Origin of the sequence: Alloyangia mangrovi, from assembly GCF_002300555.2 — a bacterium.
Classification (GTDB): domain Bacteria; phylum Pseudomonadota; class Alphaproteobacteria; order Rhodobacterales; family Rhodobacteraceae; genus Salipiger; species Salipiger mangrovi.
Genome location: NZ_NTHN02000020.1, coordinates 13,926 through 37,384, shown reverse-complemented (window position 1 = coordinate 37,384; position 23,459 = coordinate 13,926). Strand labels below are relative to the sequence as shown.

At 67.8% G+C, this 23,459-nt stretch carries 23 protein-coding genes; 8 read left to right on the top strand and 15 right to left on the bottom strand.

Going from position 1 to position 23,459, the window contains the following annotated elements:
• Nucleotides 1-20: 20 nt before the first annotated feature.
• The 7 genes from napG to CLG85_RS12465 all read left to right on the top strand — a co-directional run bounded on the left by napG (nt 21) and on the right by CLG85_RS12465 (nt 4,430).
• Nucleotides 21-836 carry a ferredoxin-type protein NapG gene (gene napG / locus CLG85_RS12495; RefSeq protein ID WP_260349000.1) on the top strand — a complete coding sequence of 272 codons (816 nt, stop codon included), beginning with the start codon at nt 21-23 and terminating at the stop codon, nt 834-836.
• Nucleotides 833-1,738 carry a quinol dehydrogenase ferredoxin subunit NapH gene (gene napH, locus CLG85_RS12490; RefSeq protein ID WP_235865409.1) on the top strand — a complete coding sequence of 302 codons (906 nt, stop codon included), beginning with the start codon at nt 833-835 and terminating at the stop codon, nt 1,736-1,738. Before napG ends, napH begins: the two co-directional genes overlap by 4 nt.
• A gap of 37 nt (nt 1,739-1,775) precedes the next feature.
• Nucleotides 1,776-2,219 (top strand): nitrate reductase cytochrome c-type subunit, encoded by a 444-nt coding sequence (locus CLG85_RS12485; RefSeq protein ID WP_095882597.1) that lies wholly within the window; start codon nt 1,776-1,778, stop codon nt 2,217-2,219.
• A gap of 160 nt (nt 2,220-2,379) precedes the next feature.
• Complete coding sequence (locus CLG85_RS12480) at nt 2,380-2,961, top strand: NapC/NirT family cytochrome c (RefSeq protein WP_311734993.1); 582 nt, start codon at nt 2,380-2,382, stop codon at nt 2,959-2,961.
• Nucleotides 2,962-3,024: 63 nt separating this feature from the next.
• Nucleotides 3,025-3,297, top strand: a complete 273-nt coding sequence (locus tag CLG85_RS12475) for a hypothetical protein (RefSeq protein ID WP_224848754.1) — start codon at nt 3,025-3,027, stop codon at nt 3,295-3,297.
• A 201-nt stretch (nt 3,298-3,498) separates the two neighbouring features.
• Nucleotides 3,499-3,948 carry a glycosyltransferase family protein gene (locus tag CLG85_RS12470; RefSeq protein WP_095882596.1) on the top strand — a complete coding sequence of 150 codons (450 nt, stop codon included), beginning with the start codon at nt 3,499-3,501 and terminating at the stop codon, nt 3,946-3,948.
• A complete protein-coding gene (locus CLG85_RS12465) occupies nt 3,945-4,430 on the top strand; it encodes a glycosyltransferase (protein ID WP_095882595.1) in 486 nt (161 codons plus the stop codon). The genes CLG85_RS12470 and CLG85_RS12465 overlap by 4 nt, the downstream gene beginning before the upstream one ends.
• On the opposite strand, the gene CLG85_RS27425 is transcribed toward CLG85_RS12465, so the two are convergent.
• Nucleotides 4,415-5,653, bottom strand: a complete 1,239-nt coding sequence (locus CLG85_RS27425) for a GDSL-type esterase/lipase family protein (protein WP_311734990.1) — start codon at nt 5,651-5,653, stop codon at nt 4,415-4,417. The genes CLG85_RS12465 and CLG85_RS27425 overlap by 16 nt on opposite strands.
• A gap of 419 nt (nt 5,654-6,072) precedes the next feature.
• On the opposite strand from CLG85_RS27425, the gene CLG85_RS12450 reads away from it, so the two are divergent.
• Nucleotides 6,073-6,270: a hypothetical protein gene (locus CLG85_RS12450; protein ID WP_095882592.1), complete on the top strand. Its 198-nt coding sequence runs from the start codon at nt 6,073-6,075 to the stop codon at nt 6,268-6,270.
• Nucleotides 6,271-6,375: 105 nt separating this feature from the next.
• Here the strand turns inward: CLG85_RS12450 and CLG85_RS12445 are convergent, their stop codons facing one another.
• The 14 genes from CLG85_RS12445 to CLG85_RS12380 form a co-directional block, all read right to left on the bottom strand.
• Nucleotides 6,376-7,029 carry a sugar transferase gene (locus tag CLG85_RS12445; RefSeq protein WP_235865408.1) on the bottom strand — a complete coding sequence of 218 codons (654 nt, stop codon included), beginning with the start codon at nt 7,027-7,029 and terminating at the stop codon, nt 6,376-6,378.
• A 477-nt stretch (nt 7,030-7,506) separates the two neighbouring features.
• Entirely contained in the window at nt 7,507-8,766 is a 1,260-nt protein-coding gene (locus CLG85_RS12440) for a polysaccharide pyruvyl transferase family protein (RefSeq protein ID WP_095882590.1), read from the bottom strand.
• Nucleotides 8,763-9,782, bottom strand: a complete 1,020-nt coding sequence (locus tag CLG85_RS12435; protein WP_260348997.1) for a sulfotransferase — start codon at nt 9,780-9,782, stop codon at nt 8,763-8,765. Before CLG85_RS12435 ends, CLG85_RS12440 begins: the two co-directional genes overlap by 4 nt.
• Nucleotides 9,775-11,223 (bottom strand): oligosaccharide flippase family protein, encoded by a 1,449-nt coding sequence (locus CLG85_RS12430; protein ID WP_095884349.1) that lies wholly within the window; start codon nt 11,221-11,223, stop codon nt 9,775-9,777. The genes CLG85_RS12435 and CLG85_RS12430 overlap by 8 nt, the downstream gene beginning before the upstream one ends.
• Nucleotides 11,224-11,271: 48 nt before the next feature.
• Complete coding sequence (locus CLG85_RS12425) at nt 11,272-12,159, bottom strand: glycosyltransferase family 2 protein (RefSeq protein WP_260348996.1); 888 nt, start codon at nt 12,157-12,159, stop codon at nt 11,272-11,274.
• Nucleotides 12,156-12,632: an acyltransferase gene (locus CLG85_RS12420; RefSeq protein WP_260348995.1), complete on the bottom strand. Its 477-nt coding sequence runs from the start codon at nt 12,630-12,632 to the stop codon at nt 12,156-12,158. Before CLG85_RS12420 ends, CLG85_RS12425 begins: the two co-directional genes overlap by 4 nt.
• 185 nt (nt 12,633-12,817) lie before the next feature.
• The gene (locus CLG85_RS12415; protein ID WP_235865463.1) at nt 12,818-13,906 is read right to left on the bottom strand and encodes a glycosyltransferase family 2 protein; all 1,089 of its coding nucleotides are present in this window, start codon (nt 13,904-13,906) and stop codon (nt 12,818-12,820) included.
• Nucleotides 13,907-13,964: 58 nt separating this feature from the next.
• A complete protein-coding gene (locus tag CLG85_RS12410; RefSeq protein ID WP_095883411.1) occupies nt 13,965-15,290 on the bottom strand; it encodes an O-antigen ligase family protein in 1,326 nt (441 codons plus the stop codon).
• Complete coding sequence (locus CLG85_RS12405; protein WP_260348994.1) at nt 15,280-17,112, bottom strand: hypothetical protein; 1,833 nt, start codon at nt 17,110-17,112, stop codon at nt 15,280-15,282. Before CLG85_RS12405 ends, CLG85_RS12410 begins: the two co-directional genes overlap by 11 nt.
• Nucleotides 17,113-17,197: 85 nt before the next feature.
• Nucleotides 17,198-18,442, bottom strand: coding sequence for a Coenzyme F420 hydrogenase/dehydrogenase, beta subunit C-terminal domain (locus CLG85_RS12400; protein WP_095884294.1), 1,245 nt, complete (start codon nt 18,440-18,442; stop codon nt 17,198-17,200).
• Between the two features lie 210 nt (nt 18,443-18,652).
• The gene (locus tag CLG85_RS12395; protein WP_095884295.1) at nt 18,653-19,870 is read right to left on the bottom strand and encodes a polysaccharide biosynthesis/export family protein; all 1,218 of its coding nucleotides are present in this window, start codon (nt 19,868-19,870) and stop codon (nt 18,653-18,655) included.
• Nucleotides 19,861-21,408: a right-handed parallel beta-helix repeat-containing protein gene (locus tag CLG85_RS12390; RefSeq protein WP_260348993.1), complete on the bottom strand. Its 1,548-nt coding sequence runs from the start codon at nt 21,406-21,408 to the stop codon at nt 19,861-19,863. The genes CLG85_RS12395 and CLG85_RS12390 overlap by 10 nt, the downstream gene beginning before the upstream one ends.
• Nucleotides 21,409-21,653: 245 nt before the next feature.
• Nucleotides 21,654-22,952 carry a TRAP transporter large permease gene (locus CLG85_RS12385; RefSeq protein ID WP_260348992.1) on the bottom strand — a complete coding sequence of 433 codons (1,299 nt, stop codon included), beginning with the start codon at nt 22,950-22,952 and terminating at the stop codon, nt 21,654-21,656.
• A complete protein-coding gene (locus CLG85_RS12380) occupies nt 22,949-23,452 on the bottom strand; it encodes a TRAP transporter small permease (RefSeq protein WP_235865371.1) in 504 nt (167 codons plus the stop codon). The genes CLG85_RS12385 and CLG85_RS12380 overlap by 4 nt, the downstream gene beginning before the upstream one ends.
• Between the last annotated feature and the right edge of the window lie 7 nt (nt 23,453-23,459).

The window sequence follows — 23,459 nt, the reverse complement described above, 5'->3', positions numbered from 1 at the left end:
GACGCCAGAGGAGGTCCGTCATGCCCGCCGCCACGCCGCTGTCGCCGCAACGCCGCAGGTTCCTGATGGACACCGCGCGGATGGCGGGTGGCTGCGCACTGGCGGGCGGCGCATTGGTCTGGCTGGCGCGGGATGCACGGGCGCTCCCGGCCGAGGCGCTGCGCCCGCCCGGCGCCCTGCCCGAAACCGATTTCCTCGGTGCCTGCATCCGCTGCGGGCTCTGCGTTCGGGACTGCCCCTATGACACGCTGGCACTTGCGGAGCTGGGCGCCGACGGCCCCGCCACCGGTACGCCCTTCTTCACCGCCCGCGACGTGCCCTGCGAGATGTGCGACGACATCCCCTGCGTCACCGCCTGCCCCACCGGCGCGCTCGACCCGGCGCTCACCAATATCGACGACGCCCGCATGGGCACCGCCGTCCTGGTCGACCAGGAGAACTGCCTCAACTTCCTCGGGCTGCGCTGCGACGTCTGCTACCGGGTCTGCCCGGTGATCGACGCGGCGATCACCCTCGAGCTGTCGCACAACGAGCGCTCGGGGCATCACGCAATCTTCGCCCCCACGGTGCACGCCGAGCACTGCACCGGCTGCGGCAAGTGCGAGAAGAGCTGCGTGCTGCCCGAGGCGGCGATCAAGGTGCTGCCGCTGCGCCTCGCGCGCGGCGCGCCGGCCGAGCACTACCGCAAGGGCTGGGAGGAAATGGAGGAACACGGCGGCCCGCTGGTCGAAGGGGTGATCGACCTGCCCGACCGCCTGCCCGGGCCGGGCACCGACAACCTTGCCGCGCCGGGTGGCTTCGAGCCCAGCTTCACGCTGCCAGGAGCGGGCGAATGAAGGAGACGATGAAACTCCCGGTCGGCGAGGAGGCGACCCGCCTCAAGGGGTGGTGGCCCGCGCACCGTTTCCTCGTCCTGCGGCGGCTGTCCCAGGCCTTCTTCCTGGGGCTTTTCCTGCTCGGGCCGTGGTTAGGTCTCTGGTGGGTGGCCGGCACGCTGGCCGGCTCGCGGACCTTCGGCGTCCTGCCGCTGACCGACCCGCTGGTGCTGGCGCAGAGCCTTGTCGCCGGGCACTGGCCCGAGCTCACCGCCCTCATCGGCGCGCTGATCGTGCTCGCCGCCTACGCGCTGATCGGCGGGCGGGTCTATTGCTCCTGGGTCTGCCCGATCAATCCGGTGACCGACGCCGCGCATTGGCTGCACGAGACGCTCGGCCTGCAGAAGGGCTGGCAGCCCAAGCGTCATACAAGGCTCTGGCTGCTGGCCATGGTGCTGATCGTCTCGGCGCTGACCGGCACCATCGCCTGGGAGGTGGTCAACCCGATCACCATGCTGCACCGCGGGCTGGTCTTCGGCATGGGCTTTGCCTGGGCGCTGGTGGCGCTGGTCTTCCTCTTCGATCTGCTGGTCTCGCGCCGGGGATGGTGCGGGCATCTCTGCCCGGTCGGCGCCTTCTATGGCCTGCTGGGCACATACAGCCTGCTGCGGGTCAGCGCACCGCGGCGCGCCGCCTGCGACGACTGCATGGATTGCTTCGCGGTCTGCCCCGAGAACCACGTCATCGCCCCGGCACTGCGAGGCAAGGACGGCGAGACGCCGCTGATCCTCTCGCCCGATTGCACCAACTGTGGCCGCTGCGTCGATGTCTGCTCGGTCAACGTCTTCGAGTTCACCCACCGCTTCGACCAGCACGTCGAAGCCCTGCCACCGCCGGAACGCTCCGGGACAACCGCCGCCTGAGGGGATTTCCCCTGCGAGACAACTAAGGAGAGCGCCCATGAAACTGACGGTCATCGCGAAGATCGCCGCCTTCGCCTCGCCCCTGCTGGTCGCGGGGCTGGTCGTGGCCCAGACGACTGGAGGCATCCACTCCCTGCGCGGCGCGGCCGTCGACCAGGAGCTCGAGCCGCCCGAGGTCTACCCGCAGCAGCTGGGCCGCGAGGTGCGCAACTATCGCCAGCAGCCGCCGACGATCCCCCATTCCATGACCCAGTACCAGATCGACCTGCGCACCAACCAGTGCCTGAGTTGCCACGACTGGACCAACGCCGGCGACCGCGGCGCCCCGACGCTGTCGATGACCCATTACCTCGACCGCAACGGCAACCAGCTCGACACGGTGGCCGGCACCCGCTGGTTCTGTACCCAGTGCCACGTTCCGCAGGCGGATGCGCCGGCGCTTGTCGGCAACGACTTCGAAGCCTCCAGCATCTCGCGCTGACGCAACGACCCAACCGGGAGAGACGACATGCCGGACAAAAACATGCACGGGGACAAGCCCGGCCGACGCAACATCCTGCTGCGCATCTGGGACGCTTTCTGGAGCCCCACCGGCCTATTCAGCGCCGGCTTCCTGCTGATCGCGGGCTTTCTGGGGGGGCATCCTCTTCTGGGGCGGCTTCCACTGGTCGCTGGAGCTGACCAACACCGAGGAGTTCTGCACCTCCTGCCACTCGATGGAGACCAACCTCGGCGAGTACCGCCAGACCGTCCATTACAACAATCACTCCGGGGTGCGGGCGATCTGTTCGGACTGCCACGTCCCGCACGAGTGGCAGTACAAGATGAAGGCCAAGGTCATGGCGGTGAAGGACGTCTACCACGAGGTGATGGGCACCATAAATACTTCGGAGAAATACGAGCACCGGAGGCTCGAGATGGCCGCGGCGGTGTGGAAGAAGATGAAGGCCACCGACAGCCGCGAATGCCGCAACTGCCATGCCTTCGAGTACATGGATTTCACCATCCAGGAGACCCGGGCCGCACAGAACCACCAGCGCGCGGTCGACGAGAACATGACCTGCATCGACTGCCACCAGGGCATCGCGCATGACCTCGCGCCGGGCTATCTCGAGGAGTACCAGCACGTCGTCGAGACCCTCGCGCAGAGCAAGCTGCAGGACGGCTCGGGCGGTGTCGATGTCGCTTCGATCAAGTCCTACCTGGGCATTTCCGCCGATTGATCCAAAAGGCGCCGGCGCGGGCCGCTACAGCCCGCCGCGCCAGCAAACTAGGGAGACACGACCATGCTGAGCCTGCTTGATCTTCTCGGCACCATCGGGGGCAGCATCCTCGGGCTGCCCGGCATCCTGGGTGTCGCGCTCGGCATGACGACGCGCAACTGGATCGTCGCGATGATCCTCGGCGGCGCGATCGGGGTGCTCTCGCCGCTGGTTCTCGGCGGGCACCATTCCGCGCATGTGCCGATCACCACGCTGGAATACAGCGTCTCGACGATCATCGGCCTTCTCGCCGGGCTGGTTGGCTGCGCCATCCGCCACAAGGGCGCGCGGGTCTGACCGGCGGCGGAGCGCCGCGCCGCATGTGAAACCGCTTAAGTCGACTGCCGTCCTGGTGTATCCTTGATCGACCTCGCGCCGGCGCCCAGGCAAACCGCCTCCCTCTGCCCGCGCCCAGGTCTGTTCATTCCAGTATCAGATTTCAGAAGATCGACGCCCGGCCCCGGCCGCCGCTCGGCATTTTCGAGAAGGAGATTGGAATTGTCGAAAAAGATCCTCGCGGTTGCCTCGGCGGGAGGGCATTGGCAACAGCTTCAGCGGATCCGCCACGCCTTCGACGGCGAGAACGTCTTCTTTCTCACCACGCTGCAGGGCTTGCCGGACGATTTCGGCGCCCTGCCCGCCGCGATCATCCCCGACTGCAGCCAAAGCACCCCGCGCGCGGCGGTCCGCTGCTTTGCCGCGGTTTGCCGCATCGTGCTGCGTGAGCGCCCCGACGTCGTTGTCACCACCGGGGCGCTGCCGGGGCTCATTGCCCTTGTCGCCGGGCGTCTGGTCGGCGCCAAGGGGGTGTGGATCGACAGCGTCGCCAACGCCGACTGCCTGTCCACCTCCGGGCGGCTCGCCCGCCATGTCGCGCACCTGCGGCTAAGCCAGTGGGAACACGTGGCCCGGGAGGCGCAGGTCGAATACGCCGGGTCCATCCTGTGATCTTCGCAACCGTCGGCACCCAGCTGCCCTTCCCGCGGCTGATCGATGCACTGGACGCGATCGCCCCGCGGCTCGGCGAGCCGGTGATCGCCCAGGTCGGCGCCTCGCTCACGGGACATTGGGCCAATCTCGACGCGCGCCGGACGCTCGCACCGCAGGAGTTCAGCGCGCTCTTCGGTGAAGCGCGGGTCGTGGTCTCGCACGCCGGAATCGGCTCGATCCTTTCGGCGCGGCGCTTCGGAAAGCCGCTGATCCTGTTTCCCCGGCGCGCCGCGCTCGGTGAGCACCGCAACGACCACCAGATGGCGACGGTCCGCCACGTGAAGGGCCTGCGCGGCGTGCACGTCGCCTTCGAACAGGGCGAGCTCGAACGGCTCCTGTTGGCGGCCGGGCTTGAGTCTGCCGGCGAAGACAGCGCCCCCAGCCCGGCGCATCAGGCGCTGATCGAGCGGCTTCACAGCTTTATTCAGGACCTGCGCTGAGCCTCGCTGCAGCCGGTCCCTGTGAGGGCTTGCGCCACAGCCTCGGTGATCACCGGGGCAATGAGATGTGCCGCCGTGTCCCGGTCAGGATGCAGGCCGTCCCTCGATAGGCCGCGTGCAGAGGGCGGCAGGGCCAGCCACCTCGGGTAAAGATCGATCAGCCCCAGCCCCATCTCCTTGGCCAGGGTCCGATATTGCAGGTAGTGGGCGCGCAGCCGCGGCCGGACCAGGCCGCGCAGCCCCTGCGCCGGGCTCATCGTCATCAGCGCGATCTCCGTACCAGGCGCGGCGCTTCGCAACGCATGGATAAGCGCAACATGCGCCTCCGCCGAGCGCCCGAGCGACACCCCCTCGGTCACATCCGCATCGTTGATCGCGAACTCGACAAGCAGAAGGTCGGGTTTCTCTGCCGCGACCCGCGCCACCTGCGTCATCCCCCAATCCGACCCGGCGCCGCTTTTCGCGACGACCGTGAGTGCCACGGGATGGCCGATGCAGGCGCCCACACGGCCCGCCACCTCGCCCGGCCAGAGCTCTCCCTCGGTCAGACTGGTGCCGAGGATCGTGAGCCTGATCGCCCGACCCTCGGGCAGGGCGACGGAGAAGGGCCGGTCCCCGAGCCGGGGCGCGGAGCGCAGCTCGACGCCTGCCCAGCAGGCCAGCACCATGCCGCCGCCCAGAATGAGACCGAGGGTGAGAAGGATCATGAGCAGAGCGTTCCCGGGCCCCGACTGCAACATCAGGTCTCGCCGGCCGCCGCGAGCCGGCTTTCGGTCTCGTCGGCGGAGGCGAACCGTCCGAACCGCCCCACCTCGATTCCCGAGCGGACGATCTGTGCCGGGTTGCCCGCGACGATGCTTCCCGGGGGGGACGGATTTCGTCACCACCGCACCTGCCGCCACCACGCTGTTGTCGCCGATCTCGACACCCGGCAGGATCAGCGCCCGCCCGCCGACAAAGCAATTCCGGCCCACTCGCGTGTGCAGGTAGAGCCCGCGCGTCATGTCATGGGTCAGGATCCGCGCCTCGAAGGCGACGTAAGTGTCCCTGCCGACATGCACGCCGATCGGAAAGGTCCGGTCGAACTTGGCCGACAGCGAGAACTGGCAGCTCGGATCAAGATCCATCTTCCAGACGTGCACGAGATAGGCGCGGCGCAGCGACACCAGCAGATTGCGCAGCGGCGCGAGCCGGTTGAGTCCCCGCCGGCGCGCCTTTTGCATTTTCGGAACGCTTTGATCCACCATGTAAATTGCCAATTCAGCAAATTTTGAAATTCTTGCAGAGCCGCGCCTCAATTACATGCCGCACCCCTCGAGTACGCCCTCCATAGCATGCAGTGTAAACCAAACAGTAACATTCTAGATAGCGCTGACTCATTATCCAATGACACCAAATTATTCGCCCAAATATATCATATAGATTCGCACGAACATCGCGCCAAGATTCGAATCTTGGCACCAAATGGTATCGCAACTATCCTCGCATTTTACCTGATACGCCATTTCTTGCCGAGCGAGCCTTAATTTCTCGCCGATCACTGCGACACTGTGCTTAATATTATGCTAGGCTACGGCAAGTTCCCCACTTGGCCAGTACGGTCCCGCAGTTGCCGGGCATTTCGACAAGGCTGGAGCCCGTGATGAACTTTCTGAACATCCTTCTGTTGGCTTATCTGGTGACCGTCCTCGTCGCGCTGACCCTCACCCACCGCGAACGCAGGCGTCACGGCCACCGGTCCGCGCTCTACGCGGTGCTCGGCTACGCGCTTTGCCTGGTCTGGCCGCTCGTCGCCGCCGTGATGGTGCTCTTCTACCGGCAGCCGGCATCGCGGACCTAGCCACGAAGGGCTCGCGGGGGGGCGAGGGCGCGGCACCCGCGTCGACCGGCGTATGCGCCTTTCCCGGGGCGACACGGCACCTCAGGCAAAGAGACGACCTTTTCCTCAGTGTCCGGTGCCGGAACAGACAACGAAGACCGTCGCCAGCATGATGCGCAGGTCCGTCTTCAGCGACAGGCCGGTGTTGTAGCCAGTGTCGAAACGGGCACGGTCGGCAAAGGAACTCTGGTTGCGCGCCTCGATCTGCCAGAGCCCGGTGATGCCGGGCCGAAGCTCGAAATAGTCAATGCCGGGGTAAAGCGCACGCTGGGTTTCCAGCATCGGACGCGGGCCGACCACGCTCATGTCGCCAAGGAAGACATTCCAGAACTGCGGCAACTCGTCGAGCGAGGACCGGCGCAGGAAGTGACCGAGCCTGGTGATCCGCGGGTCCTGCTTCAATTTCTGGTCGCGCTCCCACTCCTCGCGCGCTTCGGGACAGGCCGCGAGGTGCGCCTGGAGCAGCTCTTCCGCGTTCGGCACCATCGACCGCAACTTCCACATTCGGAAATGCCGCCCTCCCCGCCCAAGCCGGATCTGGCTGAAAAAGGGGTTGCTGCGGTCCGTCGCAACCAGAAGCGCAAGCGGCAGAAGCAGGACAAGGGTCACCGGGGCAGAGAGCAAGACCAACGTCAGGTCCAAGACCCGCTTGCCGGCCTTGCGGTAGAACTTGTGTCCGAGGCTCCCGTCCCGGGCACCGAAGACCGGGTCGAGCTCCAATGGCCCATTCTGGAGAAGGGTCAACCAGTCAAACGGGATACCAAATCTTCTAATTTTCATATTGGATCCCCCAAAAGGATTTCCAATTAAGACGCGGATCACGCGCCGGAAATCATCGATTCCAGGATGAAAAGCAAAGATCGCTATGGAAATTTTTCACACGACATTTCACAGGGTCCGGGCAATATGCCTTGCGCAGAGCGCGGCTCCTGCCCTTCGTCATCACGTTGACGAAGCACCGTATATGCATGAAATTTACATCGGCGGGCCGCAGAAAGGTTGTTGGAGGTCCCGGAGGCGCCGACTCCCTATAATTAATTCATGGCGCGCCAATTTGCACGTCTAGGTCGTGTCACCTGCGGGATTTCGCTCATGGCGGTTGCTGGACGCATTGCCTTGTCGGGAAAGGCCAATTCGGTGGGCGGGCGAAGGACAATTGCGGTGCGCGCCCTCCGGCCCGGGAAAATCACCGAAACGTTACGGCTGGATATCCCGGTTGGTCGCACGCTCCGAGGCGCCGGTGCGCGGCGCTTGCGCGGAGAGAACGCCCGCCAGGAAGCTCCGGTAGAGATCGAGGCGGCGCATGGCCTCCTGGTTGGCACCCTCGATCTGCGCGGCAAGTTTGTCCCGCGCCTCGAATCCCTCGAGGATCTGCGCCTCGACCTCGGCACTGCTTGCCGCGCGGCAATCGGCGACATGCCCGTAGCCAAGTGTGCCGAACAACCCGATGAACTTGCGGCTGTAGGCCATCGGCAGCACCGGCACGCCCGAGGAAAAGGCGGCGATGCAGGCATGCATCCGCGCGCCGAAAACATAGTCCATGGCCGAGATCAGCCTCTTTGCCTCGCTTGGTCCCGGCGACGGCGGCTCGACGATCACCCCCGGGAATTCCACGCCGAGCTGCTCGCAGGCGCGCTGGTCGTCCTCTCCGGCGCCCGAGGGGCTGTCGATGATCACATGGCCGATGAGATGCACGACGCAGTCACCGCGTTCCGAGAAATGCCGGATCAGGCGCCGCAACAGCGTCGGGTAGTCCATCTTCAGTCCGAACTCGTTCTTGCCGGTGTAGCCGCCCGCGAAAAGCAGGCCCGAGACGTTGATCCCGACATGGGTCTTGCCGTCGGCCTCATGCGCCTTGGGGCGCGGCGCGTAGGGCAGGTGAAAGGCGACATCCGTGGCCTCGAACAGGGTGATGCGGTCATCCTTCAGGCTCCGCACGTAGTCCGAGGACAGGGCATCGCGCGCGCAGACAAACGCCGCGCGGCGCATGATCCAGCCCGCGCCGCGCCGCACCCAGGGGCGGTTGAACGGGCCAATGGTCTGGGGCGCGAAGCCGAGCGGGGTGCCGGTGCTGGTCACCGCCGCCTGCGCCGCAAGCTGCATGACGAAGCGCTTGGGGCCATAGATGTCGGTGAAGCTGTCGCCGCCGCAGATGTCGAGCACCAGATCGCAGCGTCGGGCCATCGCCCGCAGTCCCTCGGGGCGCAGGATGAACCCGCGGGACAGCGGGTGATAGCGCAGGTTCGGTCGCTCGATGTAGACCGGGTGCGGCTCGTGCCAGGCGGTCAGCTCGAAGCGGATATCCCGTCCGAGCGTCGCTGCCACCTCCTCGAGAATGCGGATGTCGGAAAGGGTCAGCGCGCCGATCCCGAGGTTCGACGAGGTGACCGTGTGTCCTAGCAGGCCGATGACCAGCGCCCTGCTCGGGTCCCGCGGCATTGGGCTGATGCGCGTCATGACCGGCGGGTCTCCAGCGCGGCGGCCGCGGGCGTCCTGCCCTGGCGCGACGGGTCCGGCGCCGAGACGGCGTCCAACAAGGTCATCGAGACACCCTCGTAGCTCGACAGGCCCGGCGTCGGCCCGATCATTTCAACCAGGCGCCGGTTGCTTTCGGCAAAGGCCCCCGCGTAGCGGATGCGTGCAGCGTCGAGCACCGGGCGGTGGCCCGCCGCGTAGCGCCGCAGCGGCGGCAATTGGAAGAGTTTCGCGGTGCCCCGGTGCAGCCAATGTCCGGCCGCACCCAGATCCACCAGCGTCGCCGTCGAGGCCGGCCCGCCGCGCAACCGGTTCACCAGGCGCAGCGCGCCGACCGCCGCCTCGGGCGCGCTGGCGCCGACCCGCGTGCTGCTGACCTGTCGCGGAAGGGCGGCGCCGCTGAAGGTCGCCACCTCGGTCGCCACGGCCATGGCGTCCGTCGCCAGCGCCTCGTTGGTGACCACCAGCACGTCGCCCGCCCCGAAGAGCCGCCGGTATTCCGCCACCAGCCGGTCGTACTGGAAGTGCCTGTGGTCGAAGGCGCCGTAGCCCGGCTCGACCCGGGCGTCGTAGAAGTCCTGCGGCGACAGCGTCCCCGCGCGACGCAGATATTGCATGTAGGTCGAGACGATGGCGGCAATCTGCTCGCGGATGGTGATGAGGATCCGCGCAGTCGGGAAACAGGTCTTCAGCCGCTCGGCGCAGAGCAGGCAGTCGCGCGCGCCAAAGAACGGATTGCCCGACAGGATCTCGGAAGAGAGCATCGGCACGCAGCCCTCAGGCAACCGCGCGAGCGGGCCGGCGATGCGCGCGGCGACCTCTTCGGGGTCGAAGGCCAGCGGGTAGGGCCTGACCAGCGTTTCGAAAATCTCTTGGTGATCGAGGAGCTGGAAATAACCGTTCTCCGGCACGAAGAGCCTTCGCTGGAACCAGGTCGTCCCGGTCTTGTGGTAGCCGATGTGGATGAGGAGCGGCCGTTCCGCCCGGACACTATCCATTCGCAGGGCCCTTCTTTGCGCTTGGGGCGGCGCTCCGCTTCAGCCGCAACGACAGGAAGCGCAGCGCGTCCTGCATGGTCATCGCGCTGCACAGCAGGGCGACGAGCAGCAGCAGGCTCCGGAGACTGAAGATGTGGCGCGGATCCGCGGGGATCGGCGAGATCCCGGTGATCAGGACCAGCAGGGCGAAACTCGCCCCGGCCAGGGCGAGAGGCCAGGTCATCACCCCGGCCCTCAGGCCGACGCGGTGCCGCACCAACGCGATCGAGGTGAGGTAAGACATGACCTCGCCGACGATCGAGATGAGCACGATCTGCTGCAGATCCGCCTCGAGCCAGACCGCCGCCGCCAGCGCGAGCGGCAGCACGCTGACCCGCACCAGGCTGGCGAGCATCGGATTGCTGGTCTGGCCTGTCGCCACCGCAATGGTCGAGGGACCGGAGCGCGCGACGCGCATTCCCTGAGCGATGCAGAGCAGCACCAGAATGTCGACGGCGGCGGCGAACTTCGTGCCGAAAAGGGTGACGAAGAGCCACGGACCGATGATGGACATCAGGACCGCAAAGGCCAGTCCGGCCAGCAGCGAGAGCTGCAGCGAGACCTGCACCACCTCCTGGAAGCCGGCGCCCGCGTTTCGCCGCCGCGAGAGCAGCGGCAGCATCAGCGTCTGCAGGGTCTTGCCGATGATCAGCGTCGGGGTCAGCGCCAGCGTCAAGGCGGCGCTGAACCAGCCCAGGTCGGCTGGCCCCATCCGGTTCGCGACGATCAACCGATCGCCGTTCATCACCACGAACATCAGCGCCCCGTTGATCATCAGCGGCAGGCCGAAGCTGACGATGCGCAGCACCAGGTCCCGGTCGAAGACCGCGCCGTAGCGGCGCTCGGCATAGACGTGCGACAGCAGCACCATCAGCGCATGCTGGATCAGGATCGACAGCATCATCGCCCGGTGGTCCTGCAGCCAGTAGGCCAGCGGCACCACGGCGAGACAGGCGATCAGCTGCGCGAGCAGCGGCGTCATGACGATGCCGCGGAAATCCCGCCTCCGCTGCACGCGGAAGATATCGAGGTGCCGGAAGCCGCGGATCATCGGCACCAGCGCCAGCGTCTTGAAAGCCGGCAGCGCCTCCGGAGCCTGGAAGAAGTCCGCCAGCGGCGGCGCCAGCACGAAGAGCAGCAGCGCCAGCCCCATGCCCCGGACGATCTCGAGCAGGTGCATCGTGTTCTCGAGCCGCGGATCGTCGCCGTCTTCGGCCTGCACCAGCATCCGGTCGCCAGCCATGTTCGAGGCCAGCTCCAGCACCGCCACGATGATCGCGAAGGTCATCGCCACGCCGTAGTCCTCGAGCGGCAGCAGCCTGGCGAGGAAGACGTTGCGCACGAAGAGGAACAGCGCGCCGAGCGCGTTGCCGAGGAAGATGAAGAGGCCGCTGCGGATCATCGCGGCTCTCCGGTGACAGGCGCGCGGCAAGGCGGCTGCGCTCTCCGTTCAAGCTTCATCAAGGGGCCTCCCCATCGCTTGCCGCAGCATCCAGCCGGCGCGGGCGAAGCGCAGCCGGAACAGGGTCGAGGCCGCCCGCCCCCGCTCCGCCGCCGAGCCGAGCCGCGGCGACAGCAGCACCTTGGGCAGATGTCCGAAGGGCGAAAGCGTGACCACCGCCGCGCGGGCGACCCAGGGCAGCCTTCCGCCCGGTGCCGGATGGGCAAGGGCATAGCTCTCGCGGGTGAGCCGCAACCACTTCCTGCGCAGCGCCGGCCAGTCGGAGCGGCTGGGGTGGGCGACGACGAGATCGGGCGCATAGTCGATCCGGTAGCCCTTGGCGCGCGCGCGATGGCACCAGTCCTTGTCCTCGGCGAGCCCATGGATCAGCGGTCCGGTGTCCTCGTAGATGTCGCGCCAGGTCAACAGGTTGGCAGTCACGGCAAAACCGTGGCGCCGAACGTAGTCTTCTTGCTGGAAGGCGAAGACGGACTCGAAGGCCTGCGCACCGCTGCGCGGCGGCGGGGTTTCGTCGAAGATCCGCACGGCCCCGCCGACGATCTGCGCCGTCTCCAGGCGCCGGAAGGCCACAGACACCCAGTCCTCGGCAGGCACACAGTCGGCATCGAGAAAGAAGAGCCGCGGCGCGCGGCTCTCGGCGACGCCGCGGTTGCGCGCGGTGGCCGCGCCGCGCCCGGGCTCTGTGAGAAAGCGGACCTCCGGGTGGCGCGCGGCCAGCCCCTCGAGGCTCTCGCTCGAGCCGTTGTCGACCACCAGAACCTCCACGGGCAGGGGCCGCGGGTTGCGCTCCAGCGCCTCGAGGCAGCGCGCGAGGCGGGCCCGGTCGTCGTAATGGGGGATGATGACCGCCGCGGCCGGGCTGATGGCCAGGCTCATCCCGTGCTCCTTTCGTCGGGCGCCACGCGGGGCTCCGGGCTGTCCTCGATGACCTTCAGATCCGCCAACTTCTGGGGCCACGGCGGCCTGCGTTGCCCGACCACCCGCGCCGGGGCACCCGCGATGATCGAGAAGGGCGGAAAGCGGCCCCGCACCACGCTGCCCGCGCCGACCACGCAGCCATCGCCGATCTCTGATCCCGCCAGCACCGTCACCCCGCTGCCCAGCCAGACGTCGCGCCCGATGAGGACATCGTGCTCTTCCATATCCTGATCGGTCACCGGCTGGCCGTCGTTGAACCGGTAGCTCGCCGCCGTGACCATGACGTTCGGACCGAAGAGCGCGTTCTCGCCCACGATGATCGATCCGGTCGAGGGCCCGGCCCAGAGAATGCAGCCGCCGTTGACATGCACGCCGTCGCCAAGCCGTATCCGCTCCGGCTCGGAGAACCATGCCGTGGGCGAGATGGTCACCCCCCCTGCCCCGGTGGACGCGGCGCAACGGCGTGACATGGCTGTAGTTGTAGAAATTCATCACCTTGACCATGTGCAGGTAGGCGCGCGGGTCGATCACCGAGCCGAGCAGCCTCAGGAACCTGCGAAAGCGGGACATCGCATTCTTCTTCGACATGAAACGTCGCCCCCAAGAATGAATCTATCTAATCCTGAATTTCCCCATACCCCTTCAACCAAAGATTGCGCTCGCGCCAAACCCGATCCCAGGTGAGTCGCCCCGGAAGATCCGGCCTGCCCAGAACCAGGGCCTGCAACCTGTAGAAGAAAAACCGCACCGCGGACCAAAGCCACAGAAGGAAAAGACCTATTGGCACGCTCCAGGGCGCCCAATGCTCGCGGATCAGTGTAGCACGGGCCTGCCCGACGAGGAGGATCTTCTCGGCGCGCACGTTCGTGGAGGCGCCGACAAGGTGCATGATCGTCGCCTCGGGGGTCACCATGGGCGTGTAACCGAGCGCCCGCGCGCGATGGCACAGGTCCGCCTCTTCGCCGTACATGAAGTATTTGAGATCGAAGCCGCCCAGCCTGTCCCAGAGCGCCTTGGGGATCATCAGGAAGCAGCCGACGACGACATCCACACGCCGCTCGCTGTCGCGCTTCCAGTTGCCGATCGCCTCGGCGTTGAAGAAGCCGCTGCGTGGGAAGAGCTTGTCGAGGTAGAGCGCGCGGCAGAGCTGGCTGTGGATCGAGATCCGGTTGCAGCAGGAGCCCGGGTTGAGCGAGCCGTCGGGAAAGACCGTCCGGCCGCCGTAGATCCCGCCCTGCGGGTTGCGGCGGGCAAAGGCCAGCAGGTTCGCCACCGCGTTGTCATAGGTCTCGGTGTCGGGGTTGAGCAGAAGCAGCATCCCGGCGTGGGCGAGCCTGCTCGCCAGGTTGTTGGCCTTGGCGAAGCCGAGGTTCTCGGACGAGGCAACGGTGTGGATCCGGGGAAATTTCTCGCGGATCGCCTCGGCCGAGCCGTCGTGCGAGGCGTTGTCGTAGACGATGACCTCGGCCAAAACGTCACCGCCCGCGTCGAGCAGAGTCTCGATCGCCTTCAGCGTCAGCGCGCGGGTGTTGTAGCTCACGATGAGGATCGACACCTCGGGTGGGCCGAGGCGTGCTGCTTCGGCGGCGGACCACAGGCGCAGCGGCCTTGGACCAGCCGCCATGGTCCGCCCGCTGCCCGCCTCCTGCCGAGGTGGGTCCTGGGCGATGGCCTCTGCCGTCCGGGCTGCGGGGAGGTGTGACATGGGCACTCCAATCGAAAGCATGGGGGTCAGGCGGACCGGGAGGAAGACGGCATTGTGGTCAGCACGGGAAACTTCGGGAAAAGGTCACGGGTGGCATAGTCTTGGGCTTGTCGCTCGTCGGGGAGTCGGGCTCGAGCATCCAGGACCCGCTGCCCAACAGGAAGATCACGAGGGCATAGGCCTCGCGCCAGACGTGCACCGTCCAGAGCGCAAGGAAGAGCGCGGTGAACGTGACGACATAGCTCTCGCGGTAGGCCCGCACCCGCGGGTCCATGATCTCGCGGCGCGTCAGGGTCAGTGGCAGCCAGAGAAAGCCAATGAGCATCAGGAGCCCCGCGGGAATGCCGTGCCGCAGCGCCACCAGCATCCAGAACATGTCGATGCTGTCGGACATGCCCGGCAGGTTGGCCCAGTCGTTGAGTCCAATGCCGAACAGCGGTGCCGCGCGGATATTCGCGAGTGCGAAGCCGAAGATCCGGACCCGGTTGAAGGCCGTGTCCGGGTTGAAGGCAATCTTGTTTATGACGAGGTTGAGGAAGAAGCCGGTCGACAGCTCGAAGACCACGAGACCGCCCGCGATGAGCGCCAGCAGCAGCCAGCGGTCGCGAAGCGGCTTGGCGATGGCGCCCCAGGCAAAGAGCGCGACCTGAAGCACCATCGCGATGAGCGCCCCGGATGACAGCGACAGGAAGGCGACGACCCCCACCAGCCCGGCCCGCCCGTAGCGCAGCAAGGCTGGCTGGCCGTAACCCAGCACCCGGAAAGTCAGCGCGACGAAGGCGCCGATGCAGATGCCGAAATGGATCGGGTGATCGAGCGTCGCCTGCACCCGCTCGAGACCGAGCCGGCGCAGCGGCGGCACCTCGGGTTGCGAGGGCAGGATCGCATTTGTCAGGTGCAGCAGGAGGTTGTAGCCGGTCACCGTTTCGAGCAGGGCAAAGGGCGTCAGGAAAAGCACGATGCCGAACATCACCCGGACCATCGCGGCAAAGCTCTCGGCATCGCGGATCATGCAGCGCCCGAGGAAATAGGCGCCCAGCGTCTCGATCGTGTTGATGCCGCCGAACTCGATGGCCTCCGCAAGCCCGTGGCGCACCACCATGCTCAGGAAGACCCAGACACAGAAGGCGACCATCGCCACATCGGAGACCAGCAGCCGCCCCGCCCTGCCGCGCAGCAGCCGCAGCGTCAAGGGCACCAGCAGCACCAGGAGCAGGCTGCGCGAGGCCGAGAGCTTCAGCGGCCCAAGGCTGATCTGGAAGGCGACGAAAAGCGACACTAGGAAGAGGCTCACCGAAAGCGGCAGGATCCTAGGCACGGCGGCCGCGGCCATCCGCCCTTCGGCGCGGCGCCTCGGCCCGCCCTTGAGCGCCTCAACCGACATCGGAGCGCATGTCCCGGTTCAGCGGCAGCAGCTTGATCTTCGATCCCGCGTTGACACGCCGTCCCTCCTGCGCTGCGCCGCCCTCGGCCGGCGCCGCGTCGCGCCCCGGGGTGACGCCGTAGTCGAGCGGCCCGCGCCCGTAGAGCTCGGACAGGAACTGCGGCGGGCAATCGTTGACGAAGGCCCCGATCAGATGGTCCCCGCCCCGCTCGAGCAGCGCCACGGCGGACTTCGTCCGCGCCAGCCCGGCATGGCCGTGGCGCACCACCAGCACGGTGCCGTCGAGCTGCGGCGCCAGCGCCTCGGCGTCGGCGGTCATGCAGACCGGCGGCATGTCGCAGACCACCAGATCGAAGGTCTCGCGCAGCCGGGTCAACAGCTGCGTCATGTGCAGCGAGGCCAGCATCTCGGTCGGGGACCGCGAGGCCTCGACGCTCGGCAGGATGTAGAGCGGCTGCGCGCCCTCGCCGCGCTCCTCGACGAAATAGGCGTCCGGGCCGCGCCCCGAGGCCAGAAGGTCCGCGAGACCGGGCTGCTCGGGGGCGGCGGTGGCGCGTGACTGGGGATGCCTCAGGTCCGCCTCGATGAGCACGGTGCGCAGCCCGCTGCGCGCCGCCGCCCGTGCGAACTCCCGGGCGACCAGCGTCTTGCCCTCTTGCGCCGCCCCCGAGGTGAAGCCGATCGCCACAGGGCCCCTGCGCAGGTCCACCACCACCAGTGACAGCAACCGGCGGATCGACTCGTCGAAGAGCGGCCGGCTCCTGCCCCGGTCCGGCGCCGCCGCCAGCACGTGCAGCCCGAGCTCGTCGAACTGCCGCGGATAGCGCAGCTTCTTGTTCAGCAGCTCGCGCAGCGCGAAAACGAGCGACGCGGCGATGAAGGTGGCGACAAGCGCGGCCAGCGCGAACCGAACCGGACCTGCGGCGGCGGGCTCGGTCGGCACGGTCGCCCTGCTGACCACGCGGATAGGGTGCGACTGGATGTTCTGCAACTGCTGCACCTCGTTGCGGCGCTTGAGCAGGTCGCGGTAGAGCCCCACGTCCGCATCGTGGGTCATCTGCCGCAGCGCGACGGCATTGCTGCTGAGGTCGGTCTCCTCGGACTGGATCCGCGTCCGGATGCCCTGCAGCTGCGCTTCGAGCCAGCCGACCATCTCGGCGCTGGCCGCGTTGACCCGGCCATTGTGCTCGAGCAGGAAGGCTTCGGGCAGGTGGTTGGCGATCCGCGCGGCGGCCTGCGGATCGGGCGAGGAGACGGTGATCGAGATGAGCTGGGTAAGCTCGTTGGTGTTGGTCTTGATCACCGCCGCGAGTTGCTGGATCACCTCGAGCGGCGTGTCCGCCGCCGTGCCTCCGGACGGCGTGACGGGAATGTCCTCATCATTGCCCGCAAAGAGCGCGGCGGGCAGCACCGCCTTGATGCGGTCCTTCAACGTTTCCTTGAGGAGCACCCGATTGGAGCGGAGCGTCTCGGGCTGCTGCACCAGGTCGAGATCGTTCACCACCCGCGTCAGCACTGGCACCGACTGGATGATCGCCGCCTCCTTCACGATCGGCGCCACCTCGTTGACCCATGTCACCTTGGTGTCGTCGGCCAGCGCCGAGAAGGCGGAGTCGGAGGTCAGCAGCCGTTCCTCGCGCTCGTCGAACCACACGATGGAGGTGGCGCTGTAGATCGGCGGCATCGGCAGCAGCACGAGGTATGCGACCCCGCCCACGACGAGCCCGGCGAACAGGCTGACCAGGCTCTTCTTCTTCACCGCCTGCAGGATATCCAGCGCCGAGAGCGTCAGCCCGGTGTCGATCTTTCCACGGTCGGTCATCGCTGCCTCCAGTCCCGCCGCGACGGGCATTTCCGAGGGGTCTCCCGCGCCGCCCGCGCGGCACAGGGGGGCTTGGCGTCCCGGGTCATGATTTCAGTCCCAGTTCACGGATGAGCATCCCCGAGAACTGCCGCAGATTCTGCCTGAAGCCGGCCTGCCGGGCGTTCCGGGCGAGGAAGAAGCCGTCGTAGCTGGGCGCCCATTTCAGCAGCGCCCGCATCGCCATCAGCCGGGCCAGCAGGAACCGCCGCTTGCGGACCTGCCCGGGCTGCATCGGCTCGAGCGTCCTTATGTCGAAGGGCTGCGTGCGAACCGCGCCCTGCGCCTCGGCCTCCTGCAGGCAGCGCGCGCCGAGCTCGGTGCGGGCGATCACGAGGCTGGTGCCCTCGCCCTCCTCGAAGCTGGGATAGCCTTCGGCGTCGGTGTGCCAGGCGTCGGCGCAGACGAGATCGGCAAAGCTGCCGATCCCGTCCGGGCAAAGCTTGCAGCGCTTCTGCACGTGGCGCGACAATATCGCGCCCCAGCTGTCGCGGTAGCTCATCCGCACCTCGCTGCCATCCTTCTGCGTCGCGGTGGCGAACCCCGGCCAGCCATCGCCGCGGTAGCGGAAGGCGGCGAGCTGGCTTGGATCGACCCCCATCTTCCCGAGCACCTCGCGCGCGCCCGCGGCACTGGGGATGCCAGCACAGAAAAACGACAGCGTGATCCGCACCTGCCGGTCGATCCGCGGGTCGAGTTTGGCCATCTGGCGCAGGGTGGCCACGTCGCAGGGCTTGCCGACAAAGGCGATCCGGCGACCACTCTCAAGTGCCCGCTCGAGCTCGAGCAGCGGCGCCGAGGGCGCATAGCGCGAGCCTGCCGCAGCGAAGACCTCGTCACGGTGGGTGCTGTGCACCCCACGCGTGCCCGTCGGCTCCGCCAGCGAGGCCGCGGTCTGCACCACCTCGTCCACCGCGCCGCTCTCGAGCAGATGCACCAGCAGCCCCGACAGCACGCCGCCCGAGGAGCCATTGCGGCGGAGCGCCGAATCCGTCGCATGGCCGGTGCGCAGGGCGACATAAGGGCCCCAGAGCAGGTGCTCCTCGCGCCCCTCTGACGCGAGCGCCAGATGCCGCCCGGGGCAGACCAGCCGGATGGCGCGCTCCTGCTGCGGCGAGAGCTCGGCCTGCTGCACCGGACGCAGGTAGCCGGGCGGGGTCATCGCCATCTGCACGGCGCCGCCCGCCAGAATGGCGCAGGCACCGCATCCGGCACAGGTGTCCGACGCCATCACCTGATGGAGCGTCGCCGAGCGGACCCTCGGTACGGAGTTCGGAGTCAGGGCGTTCATTGCCTCTCCCCAGCGCCCGCGCGCCAGCCCCCTCGGGCCGCGCGCCGGGCTTGTTGCCACTTCATTCTTCCGGGACCGAAGCGGGCGGCCGAGGCGCCCGCGGGTCGCACGTCACGTCAGAACTCGGGAAACAGAGTAAACTTTCGCACACACAAGCGCCGCGCACCGCCCGGCGTCACAAGGTGCGGCCGCCCGCGCTCCCTGCCCGTGCTACTGGCCGGGCAGGGGGGCAGCGCTGAGCCGCACTTCGACGAGATCGCCTGGAAGAAGCGCCATGTCCTCTTCGCCGCCAAGCTCGAATGTCTCTTCCTCCACCCCTGCGCCGCGGCGCAGGGTGATGCTCACCACGCCTTTCTCCAGCGCGTCCGCATAGTCGGCGCTCAGCAGCAAGAGCTGCTGGCGGGCGGCCGTGAGCTGGGCGCGTGTCGTCTCGCGGTCCACCAGCGCATCGCTCAGCAGCTCCAGCGCGTCGCGGCGGGCCTCGTCTTCGAAATCGCCGAGGTCGAAGTTGATCCGGGCGAGATCCTTTTCGGCGGCGGCGAGATCGCTGGCGGTGTCGAGCCGACGGGTGGCCGACGCGAGCAGGGAGCGCCGGGTCTCGGTGACCCGGTCGACCTCGACGAGGCCGCGCTCGCGCAGGGTACGGATGCGGTCGTATTCCTGCTGGTCGGCCTGCTCGCCCTCGAGCTCGGCGTCGAGCTGCTGGCGCAGGACGCCGATCTGGTGGGAGACCGCCTCGCGCGCCTCAAGCAGGTAGGCGCGCTTGCTCTGCGTGCCCGCGACCCCGGCGACAAGCCGCTGGGTCTCGACCTCTTCGACGGTCTCGGTGCCGGGCGCGGCGGTGATCGCCGCGTCATCGCCGGGATCGAGCTCGGCCTGGTAGCGCCGCACGCGCACATCGAGCGCCGCCAGCTCGGCCCCGAAGGCATCGATATTGCCCTGCACTTGCGCAATCTGTGCCATCGGGTCGCGCGCGTAGCCAAGGTCCTGGCCGACCCCGCCCGAGAGCGTCAGTGCCCGCCGCACCGTCAGCCCGGGCGTGAAGGCGAAGGCCCCCGGCGCCTTCACGTCGCCCGAGACGTAGACCGGGCGAAACTCGGTGACCGACAGGCTGACCTCGCTGGGCGAGATGGGAAACAGCGTCTCGCGCCCGTCGAGATTGCGCTGGCGAAAGGCGACCTCGCCAAAGCGCCGGGCCACGTCCTGCTCGGCGGCGCCGACCGTCTGGCCGCGCAGCGTGACCCGGCCGATCAGCGGCAGCGAGATGGTGCCGTCCTCGCCGATCCTCAGGTCGCGGTCGAGATTGGGCAGCCCGGCAACCCGGATGTCGACGCGGTCGCCCGGCTGCAGCACGTAGCCCTCGGCCCGCGCGGGCAACGGCAGGACCAGCGCCGCGAGCAGCGGCCAGAGACGGGCGGTCAGAGGCATTGGGCGACGCCCTCCCGGTCTTCTTCCGGCTTACATGGCGTCTTGGGCAGCGCGATCTCGCGCCCCGGCGCGCTTGTCCCGTCGGCAGGGCGCTGCCCCATCGCGGCCTCGATCTCTGCGAGGGTTCGGTCATAGCGGAAGAGCATGGCGCCCTCCTCGGACAGCACCGTGCCAGCCTCCCGATCGCGGCGGGTGAACCTGTTGCCGCGCACCTCCCAGCCGAGCGCCGCGCCCTCGGCCAGGGAAGCGTAGCCCTGCACTGTGGCATAGTTCCGCGACAGGTCGGGCAGCAGGTTGTCGCCGACCCGCACCCCCGAGGACCGCCGGGCAATCGACAGGATCGGCGTCGCGACCTTGTCCGGCCCTGCGCCCGGCTCCTGCAGCAGCAGGTTGCCGCTCACGGAAAGCCCGATGCTCTCGCCCACCACCAGCGCGTTGATATGGGCGGAGAGGATCACATTGTCCTCGATCACCAAGTCCCGGAAGAAGAACTCCTCCGACGCATCATCCGCCTCGGCCTTGGAATTTCGCATGAAAATGCCCTGCGCCCTGTCGTTCTCACCCACTGCGCGCTGCACCAGCAGGTTGCCGCGGATGACCACGTCGCGGGTCGCCGCGTCGGAATTGGTCGTCCAGAACTGCATGAGGTCGGGATGATCGCCCCGGTGCTCCGCCTCGGCGTGGCGCCATGGGTGCAGGTCCCGTACGATGTTGCGCTCGATGCGCGCGTGCTCGAGCTGGCCGAAGGTCATCCCGTCCGAGCGGACGTCGTGCACGAGATTGCCCGAGACCTCGAGCCCCGCCACCCTCTCGAGGGAAAAGCCGCGGTAGACACCGGTGACCTCGTTGCCGGTCACCGTGACGTCCTCGGCGTTCTGCATGCGGATCCCCATACCCGCGTAGTTGCCGGTGACGAGCCCCTGCTGCCGTGCCACCGCCACCGCGTCGCGCGGATCGGCCCCGATGCCGTCCGCGACAGGCGCACCGGCAAAGCGGCAGCCCCGCACCGTGATCCCGCGCGCAGGGTCATCGCCGGAGCCGCGCACCTCCAGCATGGCCATCAGTTTGCCCTCGCCCGCCTCGGGCTGGTGATGGAAGTCGAGTTGCTCGAGGACGAGATTGCGGGCGCCGCGCAGCGCGATCCGCTCGAAGCGGGCCCGGTCGTCGGGATCGGCGGACCTGAGCGTGACCGGACGGTCGAAGGACGCCGCCGCCCCGCGCAGCCCAAGGGTGCCGTAGTCGCCGGGCGCCAGCGCGATGACCTCACCCCCACGCGCCCGCGCCAGCGCGGCGCGCAGCTCCTGCGGGCCCGCGACCCTCAGCACGGTCTGGCTGTCGGTCGCCCCCGGCGGCTCCGTCTCTGAGGATGGCGTCTGCGCCCATACCGGCTGCGCCGCAAGCGACACGGACCCCAGCAGCATGGCAAGCGCAAGGCAGACCAGCCGCCGGCGCGGAGCGCACGAATGGGGCCGGGGCTGCGTGCTGCCGCGAGTCGGCCCGGCGGGGATCGGCACGCCATCGTGCCGGCCAGCAACCATGAGCCATTCTCCTTTGTCGCGATGCCGAAATTCCTGACACGGTGCTAAAAGATCACTGTGTGCGGCCAAGGCTGGCGCGAAAAAAAACGAGACCAGAATAGCACGATCAACGCCGATGCAGGGAAAACTTGCCGTGTGCGCGGGCCTCCTCCGGCGCACCGGCGGAGAACTGCTCCCCGATCGGGCAACCCGGGGCGGGTCGGCGCCGTCGATGCTCCCTCGCGGGGGCATCGACCGTGCGGCGCCTACATCATCCCCGGCAGCCAGAGCGACAACTGCGGGATCGCCACAAGCAGGCCGAGCGTCACCAGCATCGCCAGCCAGAAAGGGATCACCCCCCAGAAGATCTCGACCAATGGTACGTTCTTGGCCACCGATTTCACGATGAAGACATTGATCCCCACCGGCGGCGAGATCAGCCCCATCTCGAGCGTCAGCACCACCAGCACGCCGAACCAGATCGGATCGATGCCCAGCGACAGCACCACCGGCATGAAGATCGGCAAGGTCAGCACCAGCATGGCCAGCCCTTCGAGGAAGCAGCCCAGCACGAGGTAGATCGCGAGGATCAGCACCAGCGTGCCATAGGCCCCGAGGTCAAAGGAGACGAGCATCCGGCTCACCTCGGCCGGCAGGTGGCTCAGCGCGATGAACGGGTTGATCAGATGCGCCGCGATCAGGATCAGCATGACCGAGGCGGTGGTGACCACGCTGCTTTGCGCCGCCTGCCAGAAGCTGCGCAGGTCGAGCGTGCCGCTCAGCGCGCCGATGCCGATGACCAGCGCCGCGCCGACCCCCGCCGCCTCGGTGGGCGAGAAGATGCCGGTGTAGATGCCGCCGATGGTCAGCAGGATCACCACGAGGATCGGGATCGCGCCGAGGAAGGCCCGGCGTTTCTCGGCAAGGGTGGTGGACGGCCCCTTTGGCCCCAGCGCCGGTTTCAGCGTGCAAAGCAGCAGGACGGTCAGCAGGAAGAGCGTCAGCAGCAGGATGCCCGGCAGGATGCCCGCCATGAACAGCCGCCCGATGCTCTGTTCGGTCAGGATCGCGTAGATCACGAAGCCGGTCGAGGGCGGGATCAGAATGCCCAGCGTGCCGCCGGCGGCGACCACGCCGGTCGACAGGCGCGGGTCGTAGTTGAAGCGGTCCATCTCGGCCAGCGCCGTGCGGCCCATGGTCAGCGCCGAGGCGACCGACGAGCCCGAGAGCGCGGCAAATCCGCCGCAGCCGATCACCGTCGCCGCCGCCAGCCCGCCGCGCACCTGCCCGATGGTGGCATAGGCGGCCTCGTAGAGCCGTCGGCTCATCCCCGTCACGCTCGCCACATTGCCCATCAGGATGAACAGCGGCACCACGATCAGCTCGGAGTTGGAGGCAAGCGCGAAGGTCTCCGACGACAGAAGGCCCGTCGCCGCCTGCAGGCCGTTGAGCAGCCAGATGCCGGCAAAGCCGATGGTGAACATGGCAAAGGCCACCGGGATGCGCAGCAGGAGCAGCACCAGAAGCAGCACGAAACCGGTGCTGCCGACAAGGACGGGGCTCATGGTGTCTCCTGTCCCGAAGCGGGTGCGGGGCGGATCCCCAGCGCCGAGCAGGCCGCCCGCATCATCAGCGCCAGCGCCGCCACCAGCGAGAGCGCGCAGAGCGCGTATTGGAACCACGCCGTCGGCAGGCGCAGCAGGTTGGTGGAGAGATTCAGCATCTGGCTCAGCTGCGCGCTCTTGAAGACCGTGTAGGCGATGAGCACGAAGATCACCGCCCCGAGCAGCCCTGCCCCCACGTCGATCGCCCGGTTCAACCGCGGCGAGAAATGCGGCTCGAAGATGTCGACGACGATATGCCCGTCATCGCGTGCGCAAAGCGCCATGCCACCGAAGACGATGATCACCATGGTCATGATGACCAGATCCTGCGCGCCGTAGAGCGGCATGCCGAAGTTGCGGCCGATCACGTCGACCACGATCACCCCGACCACGAAGAGCAGCCCCAGCGTGCCGAGAAACGCGGACAGGCTGATCAGCCCGTCCGCGGTCTTTTGCAGCATGGCGCGC